This is a genomic window from Finegoldia magna, assembly GCF_002243175.1.
Taxonomy (GTDB): Bacteria; Bacillota; Clostridia; order Tissierellales; family Peptoniphilaceae; genus Finegoldia; species Finegoldia magna_J.
The window spans coordinates 154,383-180,448 of sequence record NZ_NDYF01000016.1; the positions used below are offsets into that span (position 1 = coordinate 154,383).

Annotated in this window: 17 protein-coding genes; 9 read left to right on the forward strand and 8 right to left on the reverse strand. The window is 35.0% G+C overall.

Going from position 1 to position 26,066, the window contains the following annotated elements:
• The first annotated feature begins 141 nt into the window (after positions 1-141).
• On the forward strand, positions 142-1,128 hold the full coding sequence (locus B9N53_RS07980; RefSeq protein WP_094204466.1) for an LLM class flavin-dependent oxidoreductase: 987 nt from the start codon (positions 142-144) through the stop codon (positions 1,126-1,128).
• A gap of 244 nt (positions 1,129-1,372) precedes the next feature.
• Here the strand turns inward: B9N53_RS07980 and rbsK are convergent, their stop codons facing one another.
• Together rbsK and B9N53_RS07990 are read right to left on the reverse strand one after the other, a co-directional pair.
• Positions 1,373-2,251: a ribokinase gene (gene rbsK, locus B9N53_RS07985; protein WP_094204467.1), complete on the reverse strand. Its 879-nt coding sequence runs from the start codon at positions 2,249-2,251 to the stop codon at positions 1,373-1,375.
• A gap of 146 nt (positions 2,252-2,397) precedes the next feature.
• Positions 2,398-6,810, reverse strand: a complete 4,413-nt coding sequence (locus tag B9N53_RS07990) for a leucine-rich repeat protein (RefSeq protein WP_094204468.1) — start codon at positions 6,808-6,810, stop codon at positions 2,398-2,400.
• A 300-nt stretch (positions 6,811-7,110) separates the two neighbouring features.
• Between B9N53_RS07990 and B9N53_RS07995 the strand changes: the two genes are divergently transcribed.
• Positions 7,111-7,959, forward strand: a complete 849-nt coding sequence (locus B9N53_RS07995; RefSeq protein ID WP_094204469.1) for a hypothetical protein — start codon at positions 7,111-7,113, stop codon at positions 7,957-7,959.
• 112 nt (positions 7,960-8,071) lie between these two features.
• On the opposite strand, the gene B9N53_RS08000 is transcribed toward B9N53_RS07995, so the two are convergent.
• Positions 8,072-14,539: a G5 domain-containing protein gene (locus B9N53_RS08000; protein ID WP_094204470.1), complete on the reverse strand. Its 6,468-nt coding sequence runs from the start codon at positions 14,537-14,539 to the stop codon at positions 8,072-8,074.
• 314 nt (positions 14,540-14,853) lie between these two features.
• Between B9N53_RS08000 and B9N53_RS08005 the strand changes: the two genes are divergently transcribed.
• Both B9N53_RS08005 and B9N53_RS08010 read left to right on the forward strand, forming a co-directional pair.
• On the forward strand, positions 14,854-15,402 hold the full coding sequence (locus B9N53_RS08005; protein ID WP_094204471.1) for a hypothetical protein: 549 nt from the start codon (positions 14,854-14,856) through the stop codon (positions 15,400-15,402).
• A gap of 35 nt (positions 15,403-15,437) precedes the next feature.
• Positions 15,438-16,742, forward strand: a complete 1,305-nt coding sequence (locus tag B9N53_RS08010) for a cell wall-binding repeat-containing protein (RefSeq protein ID WP_094204472.1) — start codon at positions 15,438-15,440, stop codon at positions 16,740-16,742.
• 100 nt (positions 16,743-16,842) lie between these two features.
• On the opposite strand, the gene B9N53_RS08015 is transcribed toward B9N53_RS08010, so the two are convergent.
• From B9N53_RS08015 to B9N53_RS08025, 3 genes are all read right to left on the reverse strand, one after another.
• Entirely contained in the window at positions 16,843-17,232 is a 390-nt protein-coding gene (locus B9N53_RS08015) for a type II toxin-antitoxin system PemK/MazF family toxin (protein ID WP_094204473.1), read from the reverse strand.
• A gap of 2 nt (positions 17,233-17,234) precedes the next feature.
• On the reverse strand, positions 17,235-17,729 hold the full coding sequence (locus B9N53_RS08020; RefSeq protein WP_094204474.1) for a Panacea domain-containing protein: 495 nt from the start codon (positions 17,727-17,729) through the stop codon (positions 17,235-17,237).
• Between the two features lie 67 nt (positions 17,730-17,796).
• The gene (locus B9N53_RS08025; protein WP_094204475.1) at positions 17,797-18,624 is read right to left on the reverse strand and encodes a hypothetical protein; all 828 of its coding nucleotides are present in this window, start codon (positions 18,622-18,624) and stop codon (positions 17,797-17,799) included.
• Between the two features lie 166 nt (positions 18,625-18,790).
• Here B9N53_RS08025 and B9N53_RS08030 point away from each other — a divergent pair, with 166 nt between their 5' ends.
• The 4 genes from B9N53_RS08030 (at position 18,791) to B9N53_RS08045 (ending at position 21,203) form a co-directional block, all read left to right on the forward strand.
• Positions 18,791-19,438 (forward strand): ABC transporter ATP-binding protein, encoded by a 648-nt coding sequence (locus B9N53_RS08030; protein ID WP_094204476.1) that lies wholly within the window; start codon positions 18,791-18,793, stop codon positions 19,436-19,438.
• Positions 19,422-20,066 carry a sugar ABC transporter permease gene (locus tag B9N53_RS08035; protein ID WP_192867313.1) on the forward strand — a complete coding sequence of 215 codons (645 nt, stop codon included), beginning with the start codon at positions 19,422-19,424 and terminating at the stop codon, positions 20,064-20,066. Before B9N53_RS08030 ends, B9N53_RS08035 begins: the two co-directional genes overlap by 17 nt.
• Position 20,067: 1 nt before the next feature.
• Positions 20,068-20,586, forward strand: a complete 519-nt coding sequence (locus tag B9N53_RS08040) for a hypothetical protein (protein WP_094204477.1) — start codon at positions 20,068-20,070, stop codon at positions 20,584-20,586.
• Between the two features lie 89 nt (positions 20,587-20,675).
• The gene (locus B9N53_RS08045) at positions 20,676-21,203 is read left to right on the forward strand and encodes a hypothetical protein (protein WP_094204478.1); all 528 of its coding nucleotides are present in this window, start codon (positions 20,676-20,678) and stop codon (positions 21,201-21,203) included.
• A 649-nt stretch (positions 21,204-21,852) separates the two neighbouring features.
• Here B9N53_RS08045 and B9N53_RS08050 read toward each other — a convergent pair.
• Complete coding sequence (locus tag B9N53_RS08050; protein WP_094204479.1) at positions 21,853-24,540, reverse strand: calcium-translocating P-type ATPase, SERCA-type; 2,688 nt, start codon at positions 24,538-24,540, stop codon at positions 21,853-21,855.
• Positions 24,541-24,710: 170 nt separating this feature from the next.
• Complete coding sequence (locus B9N53_RS08055; protein ID WP_094204480.1) at positions 24,711-25,469, reverse strand: MBL fold metallo-hydrolase; 759 nt, start codon at positions 25,467-25,469, stop codon at positions 24,711-24,713.
• Positions 25,470-25,594: 125 nt separating this feature from the next.
• On the opposite strand from B9N53_RS08055, the gene ybaK reads away from it, so the two are divergent.
• Complete coding sequence (gene ybaK / locus B9N53_RS08060; RefSeq protein WP_094204481.1) at positions 25,595-26,065, forward strand: Cys-tRNA(Pro) deacylase; 471 nt, start codon at positions 25,595-25,597, stop codon at positions 26,063-26,065.
• Position 26,066: the final 1 nt, after the last annotated feature.

Genomic DNA, 26,066 nt, shown 5'->3' on the forward strand with positions numbered 1-26,066 from the left:
AACAATTTCATTTACTGAATTAATTATATCATTTGTTCAATTTTTCTTCAATAGTTTACTATCACATTAGTATTATGTAAAATTTATTTGACATTCATCATTTTATATAATAAATTCATATTAACAGAAAGGGGATAATTTATGAAAATATCAATACTCAATTTAATACCAAGATTTATAGATGAAACAACAAAACAATCCATCGATCGTGGGTTGGAACTTGCAAAATGGGCAGACGGACAAAACTTCGAAAGATATTGGGTTGCAGAACACCACAACTCCAAATCAATCTCATGCTCAGCAACAGATTTGATTATCGGATATATTTTAGAAAACACACAAAGAATAAAAGTCGGAGCAGGTGGCGTAATGCTTTCTAACCACACACCATTCCAAGTTGCAGAAAGATATGGAACGCTCGAAACATTGTATCCTAAAAGAATTGATCTGGGAATTGGAAGAGCGCCGGGAACAGACATCGAAACAGCGAAATTAATCTATCGCGACACATACAAGGAAGATAACTTCAAAGAAGCCATCAGAACACTTTTAAGTTATTTTGAAGACGAAGCGGAAAACTTCAAAGTGCGTCCATACCCTGGAGTTGGCACACACGTTCCAGTGTATATTTTAGGAAGCTCCATGACATCAGCTCACATCGCAGCACAATTGGGACTACCTTACTCATTCGCAGGACATTTTTCTCCAAACACAGTTGAAGTCGCACTCAAAATCTACCGTGAAGAATTCACACCATCAAAATATTTGGACAAACCATACGTTATGCTTGGAGTATCTGCAAACGCAGCTTACGAGAAAGACGCCGCAGAGCACATCAAACAACAAGCCATCTCCATCTTCTTGCAAATTCAAAATAGAAACAACAGAGATGCATTCTTAAAAGCAGACCCTAACAATAGCCCAGAACTCACATCAATCGAAAAATTCATGATAAGAACTGCAAGGGGTCTTCGAATCGAAGGAGACGTGAATTCTGTAAAAGACCAATTCATGGAAATAAAACAAAAATACAACCCAGACGAAATCATCGCCGCATCCTACATTCCTGATTTCAAATTATTAAAAGAAAACTACGAAATCGTACAAGATTTGGCGTTGAACGAATAGAGTTTATTGAAAAACCATCCAGACAATTCTGGATGGTTTTGTGGTTTAATAAAAAAATCAGGAGGTACCTCCTGAAACGCGAAATAATATAAGTAGTAAACCAATCATACAAAAAAGCAAACCATCATGCGCGAATATCATTCAGAAAAATTTATTTCTTTTTGTGAATGGCAATATTCGTGTATGATGGTTTATCTACTATTTTTTCCCAAAAAGCAAAACTTTCAGGAAAATCCTGAAAGTTCTACATAATTTCATCGATTGTTGGGATAGATTCTCCCGATCCTTTTCTGGTTACAGTCTTTGATGATGCTTTTGTGGCAAACTCCATCGCTTCTTTGATGGATTTTTTCTGATCTAACATGACAGCCATCGCTCCGATGTAGCTGTCTCCTGCAGATGTTGTATCCACGACTTTTGCTTTGATGGCTTCTTGTTTGATGTGCTCTGTTTTTGAAAAATACTCGGAGCCATTTTCTCCCAAGGTTATTATCACGGAGCCGACATTTTTGTCCAGCAATTCATCTGCTGCTTCTTTTAAATTATTTTTGCTAGAATATCTCAAAATTTCATTTTCATTAGGCACAAACAAGTCCACCTTGTCCAATATATCTTCCACTTCGAACTCACTTGGAGCAGGGTTTAATATCACAAAAACGCCCTTTTCCTTCGCTTTTTTAATCGCGTATTCATTGACTTCTTGTGGTATTTCCATTTGCAAAATTAAAATATCGCACTCATCCAAAAGTTCGATGTTGTCGTCAATATCTTGAATTGTAATCGCGTAATTTGCCCCATGATCCAAAACTATTTCGTTTTGACCAGTTTTGTCCACATTTATAAGCGCAGTGCCTGTGTCCACATCTTTCTTGATGATGTTCGATGTATCTACGCCGTATTCACGCATATTTTCAAAAATAAAATCAGCGTCCAAATCATTTCCCACACATGCAAGAAACTTCACATCTCCACCGAGTTTTTGACAAGCAATCGCTTGGTTTGCTCCCTTGCCACCGACAGATCTGCTCTTTGACAGCGACGATATCGTCTCCCCTGGTTTTGGGAAATTTTCCAAATTATATGTAGTGTCTACATTCACGCTTCCTATAACTAAAATTGACATAAATCTCTCCTTATTTTGCACAAATTCTCAGAATTTTAATAAATATCTACATTATATTATACAATACAAATCAGATTTTGTAATTCAGACAAAAAAACAATGTGACTGAATTCGAAAATCCAATCACATTGCTGTTGTTCTAAATACTATTTGTATTCTTCAATACTTTTTTCTCCACCTAAAATGATGCCGTTTTTGATTTCATTGTCTCTCAAGTATTGTTTTACTGATACTGACGCTTCGTCTTTATCTATCAATACTATTGGTGCTTTTTCGGCGTTTGATAGATATGGTGCGAGTAGTGCATCTGCAAATGCATCTTTGTTTGCAAATATTACTTTGTCAGGGTCACTGTTTACTGCTTTTGCTACTTCTAGTGCTGTTTCTACACGTGTTCTACCTGCAAGTCTACTTGTGTTTACTCCATCATTTTTAAGTTGTGATGCTATTGTTTCTGATACTTGAGTTTTTCCACCTACTATTATTACGTTTTGGATGTTCCAATTCTGCAATGCTTTTTCTGTTGTTTTGTTTAATTGGTCTGATCCTGTTAATAGTATTGGAATGTTTAGTTTTGCAGCTAAGCTTCCTGCTGTTAATGCATCAATTGAGTTGTATCCGTTTACTAGGATTACGTCTGTTTTGTTTGAGGAGTTGCGTCTGATTTCTTCTCCTAATTTGACTGCTGTTTCGAATCTGTCAGCTCCTGCTACTCTTTGTTGTTTGATTCCTAATTGTTGTAATTGTTTTGCAACATCGTCACTGATTGATTCTTCGCCACCAGCGATTATTATTTTAGATGGGTTAAGTCTTTTGATTTCTTGAAGAACTTCATCCATTATTGAATCTTTTTCTACAAATAATGTTGGTGCGTTGATTGCTATTCCTTTAGGAGATGCTGCAAGTGAATCCACCATTTTGTTGCTTGATGTTAAGATTACTACATCTGCATGTTTGAATAGTGTTTTGCTTACTTCTACTGCTGTTAGTTGACGATTTTTTCCTGCTATTCTTGTTGATGGTATTTTTTCAAATATTTCTTCTAGTGTGTCTGTGTCTTTGATGTCTTCTTTTGGTGTCGTTGGTTGAACAGGAGTCGTTGGATCTGTTGGTGTTGCTGGATCTGTTGGTTCAACTGGTTTTTCTGGTTGATCTGGTTTTTCTGGCTCAACTGGTTTTTCTGGCTCAACTGGTTTTTCTGGCTCAACTGGTTTTTCTGGTTCAACTGGTTTTTCTGGTTCAACTGGTTTTTCTGGTTTTGTTTCTTTCTTTTCAACAACTACAGGTATTTCTACAACTCTCTTTGATCCATTTGCAAATGTCAATTCTACTTTTGCAGTATATTCACCAGGTTTGTTTGTATCGATTATTGGGTCTGTAATGTCTTTTACTGTTGTGCTTTCTGGTAGGTTTTTGATGTTGTCTGTTACATCAATCTTGTCACCTTGTTTTACGACTTCTTTTTCGATGTCTTCTGCTTTTACTGCTGGAATTTCTTCAATTGTTCCTGGTTTAAATTCGCCTTTAAATATAACTTTTTGGTTTTTCAAAGATTTTTCATTGTTAAATCTCACATGTTCATAATTTTCAGTGTACAAATTAACTACAACATGTTTCTTATCAGTTGATTCAGCATCTTTGAACGCATCATCTGAAAGTTTCTTCAAACTCTTTGGTAAGTTCACTTCATTAAGTAAACTAAATCTGAATGCAGAATTTCCGATTTCTTCGATTCCTTCTTCAAGAGTTAATTTCTTCAATCTCTTCCATTTAATATTGTGAGCGAAAGCTTGTCTTTCAATTTTCTTAACATTTCCAGGAATTGTCAATTCTTCAAGTTGATGACCTGTGAAGGCTCTGTCCTTGATTTCTTCGACAGTTTTTGAAATAGTAAGTTGTTTTAATGGAGCTCCTTGGAAAGCTGATCCTTCGATAATTTTAACACCTTCTGGTATTACAAGTTTTTCAAGTTTGATGTTTCTGGAGAATGTTCCGCCTGCGATTTTTTCCATATTTGGAGAAATTCTAACTTCAGTTATTTGATTCAACGAGAATGCTCCACCTTCAACATCAGTTACAGAATCTGGCAAATATACTTTTTCTAATCTGTTTCCATTAAATGCAGTTCCTCCGATAAATTCCAAAGTATTTGGGAAATCTACATTTTTGAAGTTGTTGGATCTGAACGCATCTTTTTCAATTCTCTTAACTTTCTTTGGCAATTCTAACGAAATCATACCGTCAGCAGAACTTATCGTATCTGTACCGAATTTAACTCCCTTGTCCTTAGTCAAATCAAACGCAGATTCTGCGATTACTTCGACATCTTTGCCATCTAAAGTTGTGTCTGGTAGAACCAAATTCTTGTTGAACTTGAATTTTACTTTACCACTGTCGCTAAATCCAGTAATAGCATTGTCCTTGTAAGTGAAGTCTTCTTTCTTGTACAACGCATTTTTGTTGATAACCAACGCAGCTACAGCCTTGTCCAAGCTTTCTTGCGCATTTTTCACTTCATCTTGTGTCTTGTCCAAATCAGCCAAGACTTCCTTTGCCTTGTCGAGTTCTTTCTTCATAGAATCAAAGGATTCTTTTTCGAACATTTCTGGTACAAATTCTTCTGCTTTTTTGATAGAATCTCTAAGTTTTGATCTGTCTGGAGCTGATTTTCTCAAATTACCCTCAGCTTCAATCAAATCATTCAAAGCTTTGTCTACTTGTTTTTGTGTTGATTTTTCGTCCTTGAAAATTCTCTTTGCTTCTTGTAATATTTTGTCGAATTCGTCTATTTTTTCTTGTTTATAATCAGATTTTACAATTGATTTGACAGTTTGTAATTCCTTGAAAAGTTTACTTCTGTCAACATTTGAAACCAAAACTACTTTATGAAAATCATTTTCTGGAACGATATAAGTTACTGATTGTAAATGTTCAGGATTTCTAGTTTCAAGTCTTACAACCTTGCTATTTTCATATCCAGGATTATCCTTGAACACAAAATCCCTAAACTTAAATATAGAGTAAGGAAGTTTTACAAGTTGAAGTTTGTTGTTAGCAAAACTATAGTTGTCGATTTGAATGCTGTTTACATCGTCAGAAATTTCAAGCTTACTAATTTGATTGTTCATGAAAGATTCGCTACCAGTTTTCCACACAGTGCTTGGAATGTAAACTTCAGTAAGCTTATTATCTTGGAATGCACGTGATTCGATAGATTTCAAACCTTCTTCAAACGTAACCTTAGTAATACCTGAATTTGCAAACGCAGAATCTTTGATGATAAATTCCACATCAGTCTTAGGGAAAGTTACGCTATTAATCTTTTGATTCTTGAATGAATTATCGTTAATTCCTTCAACTTGTTTTGTTTTTCCATCAATAGTCACTTCTTTTGGGATAACCAAATCAGGATTCTTTGCTAACTTAGCCTTGCCTTTTTCAGAAAAACCAGTAATTCCAAATCTATAAGATTCTTCTTCCATTCTACCCTTGTATTTGAATTGTCCATAAGTGAAATCCTCTTGCGACCATTTATCAGTAGTAGGTTGTTCTGGTTGTTCAGATTCGCCAAGTTTAACAGTTAGTTTAATCATTAAATTTGTAGCTGAACAAGTTACACATGGAGCTGTATATCCTTCGATTTGTTCAAGCTTTGAAGCTTTTTCTTTGTCGATACTTGCAATTACTTCGAATTCTTTTGATGTGTCGAATTTATCCAAATTCCAAATCTTTTCAAGTTCTACTTCCTTATCATTTAAACCTGAACCGTCGTCTTTATTTACATAATTTGCCACAAAGTCTGCGTCAATATTATCATCAAGCCATTTTAAAAGTTCTTCTTTGCTATTAACATTAACTTCCACTTTACCCAAATCGACATATTTGTCCGCTTCAGCAGTTCCTAAAGAGTTAAAATTAATTTTAATCTTCTTGAAAGGACTTTCTGATTTTACATATTCTATCTTATCGCCATTTAATCCAGAATGTAAATTAACAGCATTAGAATCTTTGTCGCCTTTCAATAACAATCCTGTTACGCCTGTTTTGTTGAAGGCAGTTGTCATAACAGTCTTTACTGTAGATGGAATGATAACTTCTCCAGTTAATGACTTGTCACTCATAAATGCTTGTTGACCGATATATTCCAAGCCTTCATTTAATTCAACTTTACTTAATTTTGCATTTGCTGCAAAAGCCATATTATCAATTTTCTTAACAGTTGAAGGAAGCTTTATAGACGTGAACAAGTTGCCCATAAAAGCTCCTTGTCCTATTGTTTCAACCCCTTCTGGAATAACAACTGATGTAAGCTTCTTAGCACCAAATGCTCTTTGTCCAATTTCTTTTACTAATACTCCTTTAATTTTTTCTAGAATAACTACATCAGTAGATAAACCCTTGTACTTTTTAATAGTTCCACTACTTGCATCAAAATCAAAATCACTTTCTGCAGTGACTTCTTGTTTTTGTGGAACATCACTTGCGTATATGTTTACAGGAGCAAATCCTATAACCATAGCGAAAATGAGTATCCACGAAATAACTCTTTTTCTATTCATATATTCCTCCTAATTTTTTGTAACAGTCGTTACTATCTGTGTTAAACCAATATGTTTACCGTATTATTATACCCTTATGTAAATTTTTGTAAACTTTTTATATTATTAATTTGTTGGAAAATCAACATTTTATTAATTTAAAAATATAATTGTAAAAGTTTGATAAATATATTTTTCGTTTATTTATTACATTATAATGTTTTACGCCACGCTGAAAACAATCATTAATTAATCAAAAGTGTGAATTAATATTTTTCAAATGGGTATATTATTAAATAAGAATATTAATTGGAGGAAACCATGGACGATAAGAAACAAGATTTTAAATCGAATCTCAAAAGTTATGTATCGGATGAAAAGATTGTTCAACCTGACGATTACTTTGAAGAAAAACCTGTAGAAGATGTAGATGATGTGAACAAGGTGTCAGATATAACGGGGGCACAAGAATCCACAAAATCTAATGACGATTATTTTGAAGAAATTAATCAAAAATACACTAAAAAAGAACGAAAAGAAGATAACGAAGAATATGAAAACTACAAGCAAAACGATTCACCTGATTGGTATTTGAAATGCGTAAAATTCATCAATGTATATGCTGACAAAATCTACGACTTTTACGCTTCGACAAAACACGGAATCATATATTCATTCTTGACATCAGGATTGATCGCCGCTTTGACTAGCGCAGTGTGGGTTAGCGTTACAACTCAAGGATCTCTTGGAGAATTGTCGAAAGTTTTCCACAGACCTACGATTTCGATTATGACTTTGATTTTAGTACCGTTAATCAACTACGCGATGACAAGATTCATATACATGTTTACGAAAAAACACATGAGGCCAACTCCACCTCCTTGCACAAGAGATGTGAAGGGCGGCGTGTTTTCGATAATTAATGGTTTGTTTATGTTCATACTTACTCCATTAGGATTTATCGGTAGCATTATCGGCTGCTTCACTGGAATGGTAGCTTACTCTGCGACTTTCCTAGATTTGTATTTGGAAAAGGACAGCTTCAAGGTTGGTTTGAAATCATTCATCGCACAAATAGTAATCAAAGTTATCGTCTTCGTATTGGAAATGTTGTTGGTAGCTTTGGTTGGAATTTTAATTTATAATTCATTTTCAAATATGATTAGATAAAACTCGACCCGATCTCAATTGAGGTCGGGTTTTTGTGTGCATTCAAAAAAGCCTAGCTCAATTGAGTTAGGCTTTGTTTGATTATTGTATAAGACTTCCCTTGTATTAAAGATTATCTGTCTTTACGTTTTTTCTTCAATCCTACGAATCCTGCTGCTGTCATCAATGCTGACATTGATAGCATCATGATTTCACTTTCGCTACCTGCTTTTGGCAATTTATTGGCAGATTCTCTATTAGGAGTGTCTGCTTTTTCTTTGCGTTTTCCTTGTTCAGTAGTTTCAGGTGTTTTTGGTGTTTCATTTGGTTTGTTTGGAGAATCTCCTTCGCTATTGTCAGGAGTCTTTCCGTTGTTTTCAGGAGTTTTGCCATTATTTTCAGGAGTTTTTCCATTGTTTTCTGGAGTCTTTCCATTGTTTTCTGGAGTTTCACCTGGTGTTCCTGGTTCATTTGGTTTTTCGCCTGGTGTTCCTGGTTCGTTTGGCTTTTCGCCTGGTGTTCCTGGTTTTTCTGGATCCTTTTCTCCTGGTTTTATTGGGTTTTCTGGATCTTTGTCTCCTGGTTTTTCTGGATCTTTTGGATCTTCTTCGCCTGGTTTTTCTGGATCTTTTGGATCTTCACCCGGTGTTTCTGGGTCTTTTGGATCTTTTCCACCTGGTTGTTCTGGATCTTTTGGATTTTCCTTGCCTGGATCTTTTGGATCATCTTTTCCTGGTTTGTCTCCTGATTTTTCGCCTGGTTGTTCTGGATCTTTGCCTGGGTCTGTTGGATCCGTTGGGTCCTTTGGATCTGTTGGGTCCTTTGGATCTGTTGGATTCTTTGGATCTGTTGGATCCTTTGGATCTGTTGGGTCTTTTGGATCTGTTGGGTCTTTTGGATCTGTCGGATCTGTCGGATCTGTCGGATCTGTTGGATCCTTTGGATCTACCGGTGGGATTTCACAAACATTCTTAGTTCCAATTTCGATAATCTTATCTTGTTTTTCTGTAATTGTCTTTGTATCTCTAGAAACTTCCTTGCTGTTTTCTATCTTAACAGTAGTTTCAGTTTTTCCTACAATACCTTCTTGGATAACATTAGTCTTTCCAGCTTCAAGATTTGAATTTTCTCTAATGATGATGTCGTAAGCTTTTTCGCTTTCGTACTTGAACTCGCCTTCAGTCTTAGAACCATATTCTACAACCTTGTTTGTTGGCTCAACTCTTTCTTCTATTACTTCAAGCTTACCAGTTTCCTTGTTGAACTTAGTTGTATATTTTACAGAACCATTTGAACCTTCTTCGATTACTTTTGTTTCGCCTTCTTTAAGGTTTGGATTGTATCTGTATTCAGTATCGTGACCAAGTTCAACTTCTTTTACAACTGGTTTAACACCAATTCTAACTACCCTATCTTCTTTTTCTGTGATAGTCTTTGTTGTTTCTGTAGCTTCACCAACTGTCTTAGAATCCTTAACCTTTTGAGTGATAGTTACTTCTTCCTTACCTAGCTTACCTTCTTTTTCTATAACTTGAGAACCTGCTTCTAGGGTTTCGTCATAGATTACCTTAGTATCGAAAGGAATGTCTCTTTCGACTTTCTTTGTGATTTCCCCTTCAGTTGGTTTTCTACCAATCTTAATTACTCTGTCAACAGGATCTTTTGTTGTAGCGAACGTACCTTCTTTAACTTCAACAACCTTACCGTCTTTGATTACGATAGTGTTAGTTCTTTCAGCTTCTCCTGGTGAACCTTCACTTACAACTTTTTCTTCGCCTGGTTCTAATGAATCGTCATATTCATATCTAGTTTCGAAAGGAATTTCTTTCTTTTCAACTATGTCATGAGTTCCATCATTAGTTCCCTTTCCTACTTGGATAAGAGCATCTTCTGCAGGAACAATTTCTTCAGTAGGCTCACCCACTACTTTTGAATTTTCTATTGTCCAAGTTGTAATCTTAGTTCCGACCTTACCAGGTTTTACAATTCTGTATTCACCCTTCTTTAGGTCTTCTACTTCTTCTACCTTGTAACCAAATGGAATTTCTTCCTTGTGTTCTACCTTACCTTCAGTATTTCTACCTACTTTAATAATTTTGTCTTTAGGTGCTTTAGTTTGAGTAAATTCGCCTTCTTCGGTATTTGTTACCTTACCATCTTGGATTGTAAGTGTTATGTCTCTACTCTTCTTACCTGGTTCACCTTCTTGGGTTACTTTTTGTTCACCTGGTTTTAGAGAGTCGTCAAATTCTATTTTTGTTTCAAATGGAACATCTACTTCTTCCGTAATTTTATGAGTTCCATCATTTGTGCCTTCACCAACTAAGATTACAGCTTTCTTAGGTTGTTTAGTTACTGTTGGATCAGATGTTTCAGTTACTTTTGAATTAACGATAGTAAGAGTCTTTTCTTGTTCACCTTTTTCTCCTCTTAATTCCTTACCATCTTCATCAGTAGCATACTTCCATTCGCCCTTCTTAAGTGATGGATCTTTTTTAACTTCTACTTCAAATGGAATTTCTTCTGTAACTTTTTCAGTTCCGTTAGTCTTTCCACCGATTTTAACAACTCTATTTTGACCAGCTTTTTCAGTTTCAGTAGTTACAAACTTCTTTTGGTCCTTGTCATAAGTTGTTGTAATAGTAACCTTGCCATTTTTACCTGGAGTTACTTCTTCAGTCTTTCCAGCTTCAAGGTTTTTGTCATAAACATATTCTGTGTTGAATGGTTTTTCTACAACTTTTGTAACTGGTTTTGTACCAATTTTTACAATTTCCTTAATCGGTTCTTTTGTTGTTTCTTCTTTAGAATATTCTTTTTCAGCTAATACTCCATTTGTATATTTTTGAGTAACAGTTTGTTCAGCACTTCCGTTTACGCCTTTTTGAGTAACTTCTTTTGTTCCTGCTTCCATAGTGTCGTCAAATTGAATTTCCGTTTCAAATGGAAGAGTTTTTTCTATTTTGTGGCTAAATCCTCCAGTAAAGTCCTTTGTACCGACAGTAATTTTTTGTTTTGCTGGAGTTACAACTTCTTCTTCTGTTGTAATAATTTTACCAGTTTCTGGGTCAAATTTATTGACAATCTTTGTTTCAACATGACCTTTTGTCAATTCGCCTTTTTCGACATATCCAAGATATTTACTGTCGTCTTTTACATATTCAATTTCGACATCAACATCATTGTTGTAGTCTTTGTTGTTTTCAGCAACCTTTGTACCTACAACTATAACTTCATCAACAGGTGCTTTGTACTTATCTGTCACTTCTCTTGTATTTAAGTCTCCATCAAACTTACCATTTATAAGGTTTCTATAATACTCAGTTGTCTTACTTCCTGCTTGTCCTGGAGTTTCTACACGAGTTGTTCCAGCTATCATAGTATCATCATATTTTATTTCTACCTTGTAAGGTATTTCTTCTGTAATTTCCTTAGAAATGTGTTCTGTTACAGTCTTAGTACCAACTTTAACAATACGATTTACAGGTTGTGTTTCACTTACAACTTCTTCTTTGACTTCACCTGGTACACCATTTTCGAATTTTTGTGTGTACTTAGTTGTCTTAGATCCTCGTACACCTTTTTGAACTTCTCTAGTTTCCCCTACTGGTAAAGTTGAGTCTTCTTCTACAATTGTTATATATTTTGTTTCTTCTGTCACTTCATGACTTGTTTCACCGGTGAATTTTTGGTCTCCAACTCTTATTATAGCCTTAATAGGTGTGGTTTCTTCAACTGTTGGATCTCCTACAATTTTTGAATTTACAATATTATAAGTAGTAGTTTTGCTACCAGGTTTACCTTCTTGCTCAACTACTTTTTGACCCGGTTTTAGGGAAGGATCAAAGGTAACTTCATATTCGAAAGGAATTTCTTCTTTGTGAACTATTGTATTCTCAGTCTTAGTACCGATTAGTATTTTTTTGTTTTTAGCTTCTTTAGTTGTAACCTTCGTTGTAGTTATTTCCCCTGTTTCAGGATCTCTGCTTGTAGTAATTGTTACTTTGCCTTCTTCACCAGCTTTATCTAACTGGATTGTGCCTTTTTCTAAAGAGTCACTAGTTTCATAATCAGTATCAGGTGGTATTGTTACAGTAGTTACTGCTGGTTTTGTACCAATTCTAATTTCTGCATCAACTTTTTCGGTTATAGTTTTAGTTTCAACAGCTTCCTTATCTTTTACGAATTTACCATCTGCGTCAATTATGCCCTTTTCTCCATTGATAACTACCTGTTTAAAGCTAGTTTCAATTTCTCCAACTCTACCTTCAGTTTTTACAACTTTTCCTATTTCTAAAGTATCATCGTAAATTACCTTTGTTTCAAAAGGTATTTCACTTGTAAATGTCTTCGATACTTCTTTTTTATACTTCGGTCTGGCTATAAATTGTGCTTTTACAATTTCTTCCTTTGCTTCGCCGGTTTTTTCATCAATGTAATTTACCTTGACATTGACATAGAGGTTTTCTCCGCCCTTAATGTCAGCGTCTTCAGGAACTACTGCTGTTACTGCACCAGTATTAGGGTCGACTTTAATATCTGTCCATTCGTTACCGGCGCTATCTTTGTATTTGCTGCCATCTTCTGGCATTACTAATTCATAAGATTTTGGTTGGTTTTTCTTAGTCGCCGCTTCATCACTTGGAAGTTCTGGTTTTTGACTTAAGGTATCTCCCTTATAACCAATCTCTGCATGGTATTCCGGAAGGTTATTGTCTGACTCTTGTACGACAAAGTGGAACCAGTGGACGTCTTTCGAGCCATTAGTGTAGGTGTATTCTACAGGAATTGCAACAAAGTCGCCTGCCTTGGCAGATTTTGGTGGAGTTACGGTGAAACTAGAAATATCATTTGGATTTACATCTACCTTCCACTTATCCTTCTCTGCCTTGCCTTCATTTGCCTTATTGATAAAATCTAAGTTTATATTACCTGCAGCTTCTCCTTTGCTTTCAGCCTTATTCATATCTAGTGCAGATTTATCAGTTTCCGTTGGATCATTTGGTTGTACAATTTTAACCTTAAAATCTTCACCCGGTTTTACAGCTGAAGATGTTATCGTAGAAGTATCTTCGTTATTGCCGTCTTCAAATCTTTGGTTATAGTAGCGAGTATCATCAAGATTTATCTTAAGCTTACCGATTAGGTTGTAGTGGTCGTAGCGATCTATGCCTTGCTTGTCGATTGTGACATCAGTTCCCTTGTGGTTAATAGTTCCAGTTCCTGCACCTGTTTCTACATAGATTCCAGTTTCACCATTGTCATCTGGTGTTTCTGCAATTCCTTTAAATTCTTCTAAAGTTCTTGGACGAGCAAAGAATTTAACATCTAGGTTTTGAAGGGCCTTGTAGTCTGGACTATTGAAAATAGACTCTTTATCTACGACATATTTGCCATTTTCATCCTTCTTGAGAGCACCCTTAGGCATTTGAATGTGGATATTGCCATCATCACCTATATAGGCGCTTGCCCCTGGTACAATTGCTCCTGTTATAGGATTGTAGACTTGTCCAACTAGTCTTTTCTTAGCGTTTTCATCGATATTGTCGACCTTAACACCAGTATTGATATCTTGACCTTGGACAAATACTTTTTCATTGTATTCGCCACTTATCTTCATTAGCTCTAGCTTATCATTTTCATTAGGCCATGGGTTGACCTTGTAGGTTATAGCAAAGTTACTTCCGAAAAACTTAGTTCCCGGGGTGGCTTGAGTGTAATTATCCTTAAAACCAAAGGAAGTAGAGTCATTATCCTTGTTATTGATATGCTTTAGGGTTTCTTCACTAGCTTCATAATTTAAGTTTCTTTGTCGCCCACTAGTTGTTAACTCTGTATTTTCTATTGGTTTGTAGCTTACACCAGGAGATTCAGCAGTTAACTTATCTCCCTGATTCATCATTGGCTTATCTCCAGGATTTACAGGAATAAGACCAGAATCAGTTACAGTAACCTTGGTATAGGTCCTTTGGCCGGTTTCCTTGTCGATAGAAATTACATAACCATATTCAGTCTTACTTGGGGAAGTTGGTGATGGGTTTTTAAGTTCAAACTTAAAGCCGTCTTTTTCTACCTTTTCATCAGTCTTAACTAAGCTTTGATTGGTATCTCCTGATTGGAGGTCAGTTTGCTTATAACGTTCGCTGCCACTATAGTCTTTTATATTTTTTTCTTCTTCAGAATAGTTTGGCTCAGCTGGTTCAGCTTTTTGTGCTTCTGCAGGTTTTTCATCAGACACTTCAAGTCCAGAATTATCTGCTTCATTTTCCACATTACTTACTGCCGTTGCTTGTGCGGGATGATTTAATGCTTGTGATCCGAAGCCTGTTTTTTTGGAATCAGTTTCCTTTTCTGATTGTAATTGCGAGCTTTCTTGTTGGTTTTGTTTTTCATCTGCGTTTGCTTCTGTTTCTGCTTGCACTTTTTCTGAATTGCTTTGTTCGGCAGATTCTGCTGCTTTTGCAAGTTGATTGTCTATTAATTTTTCTGTGACAGCTTGTGTGTCATCTGTTTGCGTGTCGGCGTATGTTTTCACTTGTGGTGCCGATACTATTACTGCACTGGCTAATGCTGCCATGAGTAATTTTTTGTTAATTTTCAAAACATTTTCCTCCTTAAATTATTGTAATTCCTTTGTAATTTATTTTATTTTTGAAAAATACTACTAGTTTAAAAATATTTAGTTTGTTCCACTTAAATTATACTTTAAAATGAATACAAACGTCAAACAAAACCCCTTTTTTCTCTTAATTTTCGCACGATTTGTTTTTGTTTTATTCATTTTGTGTTTAAAATGTTGTATCGTGTTATTCTATTGTTTTAAAAATGTATTTAGTGATTAATCTTATGAAATCCGATTATTGAATGCTTTGTTGTACTAGGTTATAATAAATGTATAAATTAAGAGGAGTTTTTATGGAAAAATTTTATGGTGAAGTGTTTTCACGTTTGCAAAAACATATTAAAACAATAGAAAAGAAACAAGGTGCGTGGATGTTCACGCTGATTATTTCAGGGGTAATTAGTTTACTTTCATTTATGTTGTGGATGAGGATAAGTCCTCCTAATTCGTCGCAAGATTTTCTGAGTTTATCCCTTCCGTTGTCGTATTTTTCGAAGACTGTGCTGACACCTTTTTCTTGTGTGTTAAGTTTTTGGATTGCGACAAGTTTTCTGAAAAAAGATATGGTGACTAAGGTTTCGAATTCAGAGTTTTTGGCAAAGGCTAGTGTGTACACTTTGATTACAATTGTTCTGTCTTCGGTGTTTAATACGAGAATGCCGATTGTAAGTGTGATTGTGAATGTCATTTCGGGGTTTGTGTACAGCGTTGTGATGTATGACAAATTTAAGCCTTCTTTTTTGAACAAGGCTACTGTAACGGCTGCTATTGTGAAGATTGTTATGAGTGCGATTGGTTTTCTGATGGGTACAACTTTGTTGTTCTTCATCGTTTTGAATTAGTCGTGTGTTAGTTGGAAATTAATAAGGAGTGTTTTATGAAAAAATTGGTGGCTTTGATGCTTGTGTGTATGTTGAGCTTTCCTGTGGTGAGTATTGCAGACAAGGATAGCCCAAATGAAGGGGCTTCGGAAAAGGTTGAAGCAAATGCAAATGATACTGCAAAAAAATCTGATGCTAATGCAAAGGCTAAGGATGAAAATGAGAAAAAACAGGAACAAATCACCACTAACGAAGATGGTGTGTTCAAAAATGTGATTCACCAAAGATTCCAAGGCGAAAACAGAGCAAAGACTGCAGTTAATGTGCAACGTCATTACTTTGCGAATACGAACAAGGTTATTCTTGTCAATGACAACGCATATCCCGATGCAATCAGTGCAACGAATATGTCTATGGGCAAATACCCACTTTTGTACACTGGCAAGAATTCATTATCCGTTGAAACGAAATCAGCGCTTGACAAGATGTTCTTGGACGAGATTTATCTGATGGGTGGCGTGAATACTATCAGCAAAAATGTTGAAAATAAGTTGAGAAAGAACTTCCCACACGCCAAAATCACTAGAATTATGGGAAATAATCGCTACGACACATCAGCAGAATCTGCGAAAACACGTTCAAATACTACGAATTTGATATTTGCCGCAGGGACAAATTATGCAGATGCATTGTATGCTACAAGTCTTGCAGCACACCAAAACGCCCCAATCTTGCTTGTAAGTAACGAAGGATTATCACAATCTACGAGAAAATTTATACAATCAATCGGAAATATCGACAATGTAACCATCGTCGGTGGAGAAATATCTGTAAATCAATCTGTCAAAAACCAAATCGAAAATCTGACTAAAAAACGTGTCACAAGACTTGCAGGTGTGGACAGATACGAATCCAGCGTTGAAGTCGCTAAGAGAGTGAACGCAAATCCAGCAGAAGTCATCACTACAAGCGGTGAAGTATTCGCCGATGCACTCGTATCATCGACAGTTGCACAAAAAATCAAAGCGCCAATCTTGCTTGTGAAAAAAGACGTCCTACCACTTTCAGTCAGAGAATATATGAAAGACACCAACTCCATCTACAAATTGACTACAATCGGTGGATACAACACAGTTACCAAGAACAATTACTCCACACAAGTAATATTGATATCGGGACTAGACATCGACAAGCCACTTTTGGATAAACAAGGAAAAGGCCTCATCAAAGCATTCACAAAAGATTACAAAAAATACTACGTACTTCCAAACAACAAATATTACAATTCAATCAAAGAATACGACAAACTGTTCGTTTACTTGAGAGATGCATTGGCAGAAGATTACAGACCATTGGAATAACGCGGAAATGAATTAAAAGAGGACATTTGACCTGAACCCCAAAATCCGGAATACGGATGAAGGGGTTTTTTCATGCAAAAAAATAGGCGACATCCATCGCCTATTTAAAATTTGTATAATATTCTTCTATTAATAATTTGATATTTGCAACTAGAGTGGGATATTCTGCATCAATATCCGTTACAATTGCAGCATACAAGTCCTTTTCATTGACTGTTTGCATTTTGTGAATTCTAATGAAACTAATCGGTTGAGTTAGATTCAGATTGGGATAATCATTTTTATTGATTGCCACATCATACTTCACATGTCTTCTACTTCTGTCTGTTATCTTGGAAACTGGAAGTGCGTTATAATCTTTAGGAAATTTATCGTCAGCTTCCTTTATAATCAAAAATGGTCTGGATTTGTAATCAATCCTGTTAGTCTTGGAATTGTAATAAGGAAATCTTACTTTGTATATAGACCATTCTTTACTAGAATTATTCATACTTAATCCTCAATATCTTCAAATTCGTCTACATACATATCAAAAACCGAATCGTAAGGTCTCAACTTATTTGCATCCACCCTTATATCATCAAGCTTTATCTTATTAAATCCTTGTTGCTTGTCAGTTAATCCTTCCCTGCTTTTTTGCCAACAATATTCTTCGTGCGACAAATCCCTCAAATACCACGCATCGTATTTTGCGTACTGAGCAATAGTGTTGTCAATCACGTATTTTTCTTCCTCTGTCAAAGAAAATCCGCCTTTGATATCAAACACTTCCGAATTTTCTAAGCAATATCTCAACGATGGCAACACTGGTCCATGTATCCAGCCTTCAAATTCTTCATCAAATAATTGATGTCCAGTCAAGCATAGAGATTCCCTTTGTGAAAAATACATTAGTTTCTGCAATTTTAATTCGCTTTGAATTCTATTGCCAGTTTGTCTTTCATATGAATAAATCAAATATTTCGTAACTTCAAATTCTTTTTTCATTCTCTACACCTCCTATTAACATCATTATATAACTTCAAACACAACATAGCAACATATGTTCTGGTATTTAAAAGAACAAATAATTCAAAACATACACCGTAACGACCGACAATAAAAATCCAAGCTCCGTAATTCTTGTTTTGGTTTTCTTGTAAAAATCAGACGAAATCACAAATGACGGCCCAATCGCAACATACATAATTATCGATTTGATCAACTGTTGATTATTCGTCACAGCACTCACCACAACGTATGTAAACACTGGAATTATCAGCAAATTCACAACGGCAAGCATTAGGGAAGTCAAATCAAGCAAACTTTTCATATCAATACTTGAGATTGCAAGTGCAAATGCGATTATGATCACAACTGAACTTGTCGATTGAATAATTTTCAGAGGAGTTAGTACGTATGAAAACTTGTAAATCGCACAAATACAAAAAGCTAAGGAAAATCCCATCGCCATCAAAAAGTCCGTCACATTGAAAATCCTCTTGTAAAGCATATACACAAGATAAATCACACAAGAAATTATAATCATATTGTTCATAATATTCTTGTCCATAACATTTTGCAAAAACGGCCTCATAACGATAATATTTGAGAAAATAAACGCAGGTTCCAACGAATCCTTATCCTTTGTGTTGATTTGGAAAATCATCGTCATAATCTTAGACAATATCCACAAATACACAAAAAACACACCGAGCTTAATGTTGAAATTCTTGTACGTAAGCTCACTCAAACTAATCGCAATATTCGCCGGAATAATCACAACGTAGATTAATTTCGAAAAAAACGCGACAATTTGCTTTTCATTTGATATCGTCCTGGCGAACAAAAATATAATTGCAAACACCACCAGAACACTAATCCAGTAATTAAAATAATTCATACTATCCTCCAACTTTATTATACCATAGCATATTCGTAAATCTTAGAGAAAGCAGGCATGGCATTTATTGAAATAATTTATAAATAGGTGATTAGCGTGTGTGACTTTTTTACAAATATATATTATTATATATATAACTAGTATTTGATTATATTGAGGAGACTACATGATTATAAGAAGAATAAATCACAAATACAAAAATTTCGAATTAGATATCGAAAATCTAGAAATAGGAAACAATAAAATTATAGGACTGATTGGAGAAAACGGTGCTGGTAAGACAACTTTGATGGATATATTATCCAAAATGATAAAAGCAAACGCAAGTTTTGATGTCCAAGATTATAACGAAAATGATATTTTATACATACCTTCTCAAGTATCTCCGTATTATTTTCTAACAGTAAGTGAATTTTGTAAAATTGTAAATGAATACTCCCCTTCCAGTAAAACGTCTGAAGATTTAATAGTTGAACTTGGACTGGAAGACAAGAAAGATACTTTAATTTCAGATTTATCTGAAGGAATGAAGAAAAAGTTGACTTTGATTAATATTTTAACAGGTGATTACCCTCTAATAATCATGGATGAACCATTTAATAGCATTGATTTGAAATATTCTTATGAAATCAAAAACTTAATCCTACAATTGAAGGAAAAGTCTACAATTTTGATTTCATCACATATTTTAGACAGCCTTATCGATATATGTGATGAGTTTGTACTTTTGAAAAATGGTAGTGTAAAAAAAGTATTCACTAACTCAAAAGATAAAAAGCAACTGGAGGACGAGATTTTTGAGAGAAATATTTAAATTGGATATGAAGTTACGATTTAAAGAAATAAAAATCGACAGATTATCCGGTGCAATCCAATTCGTTTTGATAATCTCAGCGATTTTTTTATTTTTAAAATATTTGAGTTCTCTTCCATCAGACCATTATGTGATAAAAGCTTTATTTGCGTTTTTCTTAGCTTTTATGGGGTTTTTCAAGATAAGAACTGATAGTATAACTCAAAGAGAAATGGATTTTATGACCTTTTTCCCAAAATTCAACAAAGTCCAAGTCAGAAAATACTTCATGTATAAAAAAGCTACGATTACATACATCTTCATAATTTATTTGTTATTTCCAACTTCTGTAGAAATTCTGGAAATCAAATCTTTCTTTATGTATGGTTCAATTATTTATTTTTACATGTTTTTGGATACATTATTTTTTTATGTAACAGAAAACACAAAGAAATCAAATATACTGTACACAACTCTTAGAATTTCATATTATGTTTTATTCTTTTCTAGATTGAATTTCCCAAATTTGGGAATTGATTTAGAAAAGTTACTACCAAAATTGCAATTATGGTACATGATTCCAATATTTATAGTACTATTTTGTGTCAATCCACTTTTACTTAAAGCTCCCAACATAAAAGGAGAATAAAATGACTAAACTTATTTTTTATTACATCTTACGCGACAAAATCAAATACGAACTAATTGTAATACTTTTCATAAGTGTATTTTCTTCTATAAAATCACCAAAAAATTTGTATGGATTGAATTTCTGCACTACGATATTAAGTATACTTTTCATTTTATATTTTAGTGTTATGAATGCACACAAATCAAAGTTCTTGCTGCTATATCAACCCAGAAATGTTCAATCTCTTAGAAAAGATACCATAAAATCAATGTGCTACTTGTCTAGTATATTCTTAGTCTTGGCTGTTATATTGGATTTTTTCATAATAAAATCAATCTATCTAACAGAATATTATTTTGTAAGCATGATAATATTTTATATTTCTACAAGTATTGTCAAAGTAAACATCGAAAAAAACACCAAAATTGATGAACCTATAATTAAATTAAAAGAATGTGTATTCGTTTTATGTTCAGCAATTGTATTAGTCGCTGCGATTTTAATTACAAAATTTCTAATTTTCAGTAATTTGTTGTAATTTGTTTGACACATCGTTGACATTTTGTAAACATTTTCCACGTTGCAAATCAATAAAAGGGGTATAATAAGTATGAGGAGGATAATATCATGAAAAGGAAATTATTAGTAGTATTGTTGGCATGTGCAATGCTAAGTTCTTGTGGAGTGAAAAACGTTGGAAATACTGGCGTGAAAACTTCTGGAGAAGATGGCATACATATCAAAAACGGAGATTCAGAAGTAAGTATCGGAAAAGACGGTATCAACGCTAAGAACGGCGACTCTGAAGCAAAAATCGGAAAAGACGGAATCATCGCAAAAAACGGCGACTCCGAAGCAAATGTCAGCACTGAAGGAGTAAAAGTGCAAAACGGACTAGACCTTGAAGGAGAAGACCCAGAAACAAAAGAAAAAAGAAAAAATAATGTGTTCTTGGACGAAGACAAAATAAAAGAAATGGAATTAAAAGAAAATTATCTTGAAAAAGATGACATAAAAGATTGGGAAATCAAATTAGACAAACAATCCCAAACATACACAATAAAATACAAAGCACTACAACAAAAACACGAAAACGAAAGAGACGCCGTCACAGGTCATTTGCTAAAAGGAATGACATATCCTGCGTCAAGATAGTGTGTAAAATAGTAAAACAGGGAAAGCCCCTGTTTTTTTGTATTCATTTAGGTGGTTAGGAGATGAACGGGGTGTGGCAATTATCCTTGTGTTTGCGAAAGATCTGACCTACGTTCGTGTTGCACTCCCCACTCTTGTGTCCGTCTAAGCAAACAATCAAAGCTAAGAATATCATACGGAAAAAATAAGCATAAATTCAAGCGAAGTGAACCGTTAAAAAATTGTGCTGTCTGAGTGCGTAGCACGAGTTCACAATTTTAGGTTCACAAGCTTAGAATTTATTTATTTTTGCAGTCTAGATATTCGTGCGAGATGTTTGCGAACTTTCTAACCTATGTTTATCTTGAAACTGTAAATTCTACGAAACCTTTAAGCAAACAATCGAAGCTAAGAATATCACCATAGAAAATTTAATGTTTCTTATGAGCGACGCTTCGAACGATGAAATCTTCATTACTTATTTCTAAAAAAGAAGATTTCTGAAGTGAGGCTGAGCGAATAAGATTATTAAATTTTCACACAAGATATTCGTGCGCGATATGTGACCTACATTTGTACTGCAACAATCTCTGTGTCCGCTTCACACGATTTTCTCCCTACAATCTCAAACAAAAAGACGTACCACGCGATACGCCTTTATTGTTGTCTATTATTTTTTGCTTTTTACTGCTTTTAATATTTCTCCTGCTGCGAATGGCAATAATGCGCATGGCAATATTACTTTGTAGTGTTCAATGTGAAGTGGTATTGTTTCGAATACATCATTTACTCCAGGGATGTAGATTACTGCTAGCATTAATAATAATGAAAGTGATGTTCCCATTACTAATGCTTTGTTTGTGAATAATCCGATTTGGAATACTGATTTGTGTTCACTTCTTACTGAATAACTTCTTAGTAATTCTGATAATATCAATGTTGCAAATGCAACTGTTCTTGCAGATTCAATATGGCCATCAAAATGGTTCAATCCGTAGTTGTAAGCGAACAATGTTGCAACTGTGATTGCCAATGATTGAACGATAATACTTAGTCTCATGTTTTTGTCTATGATTGGTTCTTTTGGTGAACGAGGAGCTCTGTTCATGATGTCAGCTTCTCCTTTTTCAACTCCTAGTGCCATTGCTGGGAATGAATCTGTTACTAGGTTTAACCACAATAATTGGATTGGGATAAATGGTGTGTCCCATTTGAACATTATCGCCAAGAATACGATAAGAATTTCTGCGATGTTACAGCTTAGTAGGAATGATACGAATTTTTTGATGTTGGAGTAAATTATTCTTCCTTCTTCTACTGCGTTTACAATGGTTGCAAAGTTGTCGTCTGTAAGGATAACTTCTGATGTGTTCTTTGCAACGTCTGTTCCAGTGATTCCCATCGCAATTCCGATGTCTGCTTTTTTGATTGCAGGTGCATCGTTGACTCCGTCACCTGTCATGGCTGCGATGTGTCCGTTTTCTTTTAATGCTTTAACGATTTGTACTTTGTTTTGTGGAGAAACTCTCGCATAAACTCTCTTTTCTTTGACGATTTCACGGATTTGTTCGTCTGACATATTGTTAAGTTCAGCTCCCATGATTGCTTGTGAATCGTCCGTACAAATTCCCAAATCTTTTGCGATTGCAACTGCAGTTTCCAAGTAGTCTCCAGTAATCATAACTGGTGTGATTCCCGCTGTCTTACATTCTTTGATTGCATCTTTTACTTCTAGTCTTGGTGGATCTATCATTCCAGATAATCCTACAAATACCATGTTCTTTTCGATGTTTTCAGATGTAATTTCACTTGGTAATTCTTCGTGTTCACGAAGTGCATAAGCTAGTACACGAAGTGCTTGCTTAGCGTATTCGCTGTTTTTATTCAACAATTGTTGTTTTAATTCTTCTGTTAGTGGTTTGATTTCGTTGTCGATTAAAATCTTGCTACATTTTTCGATAACTATATCTGGTGCACCTTTTGTGAAGGATACAACTTTGTCAGTTAAGAATTTGTCGTGGAATGTAGTCATCATTTTTCTTTCTGAATCGAATGGAATTTCTTCTATTCTAGGATAGTTTTGATTGGATTCATCTTTTGTGATGTCTTGTTTTCCTGCTGCTGTGTGAAGTGCTCCTTCAGTAGGATCCCCAACGATTTTGTAAGTTCCGTCTTCTTCGATTAATTTTGAATCATTAGTAAGACTCATTATGTGAAGCAAAGTGTTAAGAGATTTGATGTCATCTTCTTGCATTTTTCTGTCTTCAATCAAATAATCGCCTTCAGGTTTGTATCCTGTTCCTGTGACATCGACATCTGTTCCGTCGACGTAGATTTTCTTCACAGTCATTTCGTTTTGAGTCAATGTACCAGTCTTGTCGGAGCAAATTACAGTTGTTGTTCCCAATGTTTCAACTGCCAAAAGTTTCTTGACGATGGCGTTTTTCTCTGCCATTCTTCCCATTCCCAAACTAAGTACGATTGTAACGATAGCTGGTAGTCCTTCTGGAATCGCCGCAACGGCAAGTGATACCGCAGTCATAAGCATATTCAATGCATCAAAATCATACAAGAAATATCCAACTACAAACACAATTGCGCATACAACAACTGTTACGATACCCAATTGCTTAGACAATTGTGCAAGCTTTCTTTGAAGAGGAGTTTCTTCGTCTTCAACCTGTGATAAACTCGTTGCGATTTTACCGATTTCTGTGTTTTGTGCAGTTTCCACAACGACACCCTTAGCTCTACCGTAACTTACGATAGAAGAGCTATACGCCATGTTTGTTCTGTCGCCAATTCCTGCATCTGTCGTAATCTCATCCTTAGCGTTCTTTTCTACAGCAACCGATTCCCCAGTCAACGATGATTCGTCGATTTTCAAGTTAGTAGATTCCAATAATCTCAAATCGGCAGGGATAATATCCCCTGTTTCCAATTCAACGATATCTCCTGGAACCAAATTTTGTGAATCCACTTCCATGATTTTGCCGTTTCTGATGACCTTGGCCTTTGGACTTGCCATTTTTTGCAAAGCTTCAATAGCTTGTTCAGCTTTTCCTTCTTGATAAATCGAAAGCACCGCATTCACAATAACGATAGCGATGATAATAATACTATCTGTAATTTCTCCAATAGCCATGGATAAAATAGATGCCAATAACAAAATAATTATCATTGGATCCAAAAATTGATCCTTTAATTTGGCTGCCATGGACTTTTTCTTCTTTTCTTTTAATACGTTCTTGCCGTATTTTTCTAACAAACTCGTTACCTTACTGTCGGATAGACCGTTGTTTGCGTCTGTGTCCAAACTTTTGATAACACTCTCATTAGATTCCTTGTACCAATCCAATCTCTTACCTCCTGTTAATTTACATAATAAAAAAAACTTTCACCATTTCTGGCAAAAGTCTTGCTAACCAAAGTGGCCTTGTGCCGGGTATTAACCGTAATGACGACACAATATTTCTAAGCTACTCCCTCTTGTGTATTAATTCTACCAAAAATATTATACAAAATCAATTATTTTATTATAACTTGAAACGTATCGTGTTCCTTTTTCATATTCACAACCTTGCAGCCCTCATAATCGTGCGTGTCGATAAAAGTGTCCACAATAGTTGGATCCTTTGTGAAATGCATCGGGAACAAAACCTTCGGATTACATTTGTCGACAAATTCATTCACACCCAAATCGTATCTCTCCTTAAGTCTCGGATCCACTGGGAAAAATCCAATGTCAACATGACCAATCTTGTCGATTTCCTTAGAGAAATCTTGTTGCATCTTTTGTTTTTCTTCTTCGGTGTCTTCTTCCCACACCCAATTGTTCAAATCACCAGCGAAGAAAAATTTCAAATGATTCGCTTCAAAATACACGCTAATTCCCATATCAGTAGAACCAAGCGCCGTAAAATCTGCACCGTACACAGACGTAGATTCACCAACTTCAAGTTTTATAACCTTCTTGTCGAAGTGCTTCTTCAAATCCTCAATATTATCTTGTCCCAAAAAAACAACATTGTCCTTCGTATCGTAATCAAAAACCTCTTCGTACACATCTTCGCTGACAATGTATGTAATGTCACTGGCATTTTCATAATCAAAAATACTCTCATTGTAATGATCCGCGTGTGAATGAGTCACCACGAAAATCACCTTCTTGTCGTTCACATTTTTTGGCAAAGTTCCTTGAAAATAATCGAAAATAATAATCTTGTCTTCAAACTCCAAAGAAAATGAACTGTGATATATATATCTAATGTTTAAACTTTGTTCCATTAAAATTCCTCCTCGTATATATTTACCCATAAACAGACAATTTACGCAAGTAAACGCATCAAATATTTTATAAATCCACAAAATTTTTACTTGTAGTATAATATTAATAATGAAAGGATGTTTTTATGAAAAAAACTAACGCAATGAGAATGCTCGACAAAGAAAAAATTGGGTATAAATATATAGAATACTCTGTAGGAGACGATGTGAGCGGAGAAAACGTCGCAAACAAATTAAATGAAGACGAAGCTTACGTGTTCAAAACTCTTGTCACAGTTTCCAATACGAACGAAAATTTCGTGTTCGTTGTGGCTGTAAAAGATGAGCTTGACCTGAAAAAGTGTGCGAAAATAGCCGGAGTGAAAAAGCTTGAAATGATTCACGTAAAAGATTTGTTGAAAACTACAGGCTACATAAGAGGCGGTTGCTCTCCTATCGGAATGAAAACAAAATTTAAGACTTTTATCGACGAAAGTTGTGAAAATAAAGAATATATTTACGTGTCTGGAGGCAAAATTGGAGCGCAAATCAAAATTGCTCCCGAAGATTTGATAAAAATTTGTGATATTACTGTAGCAGACATTAAAAAGGAGTAAA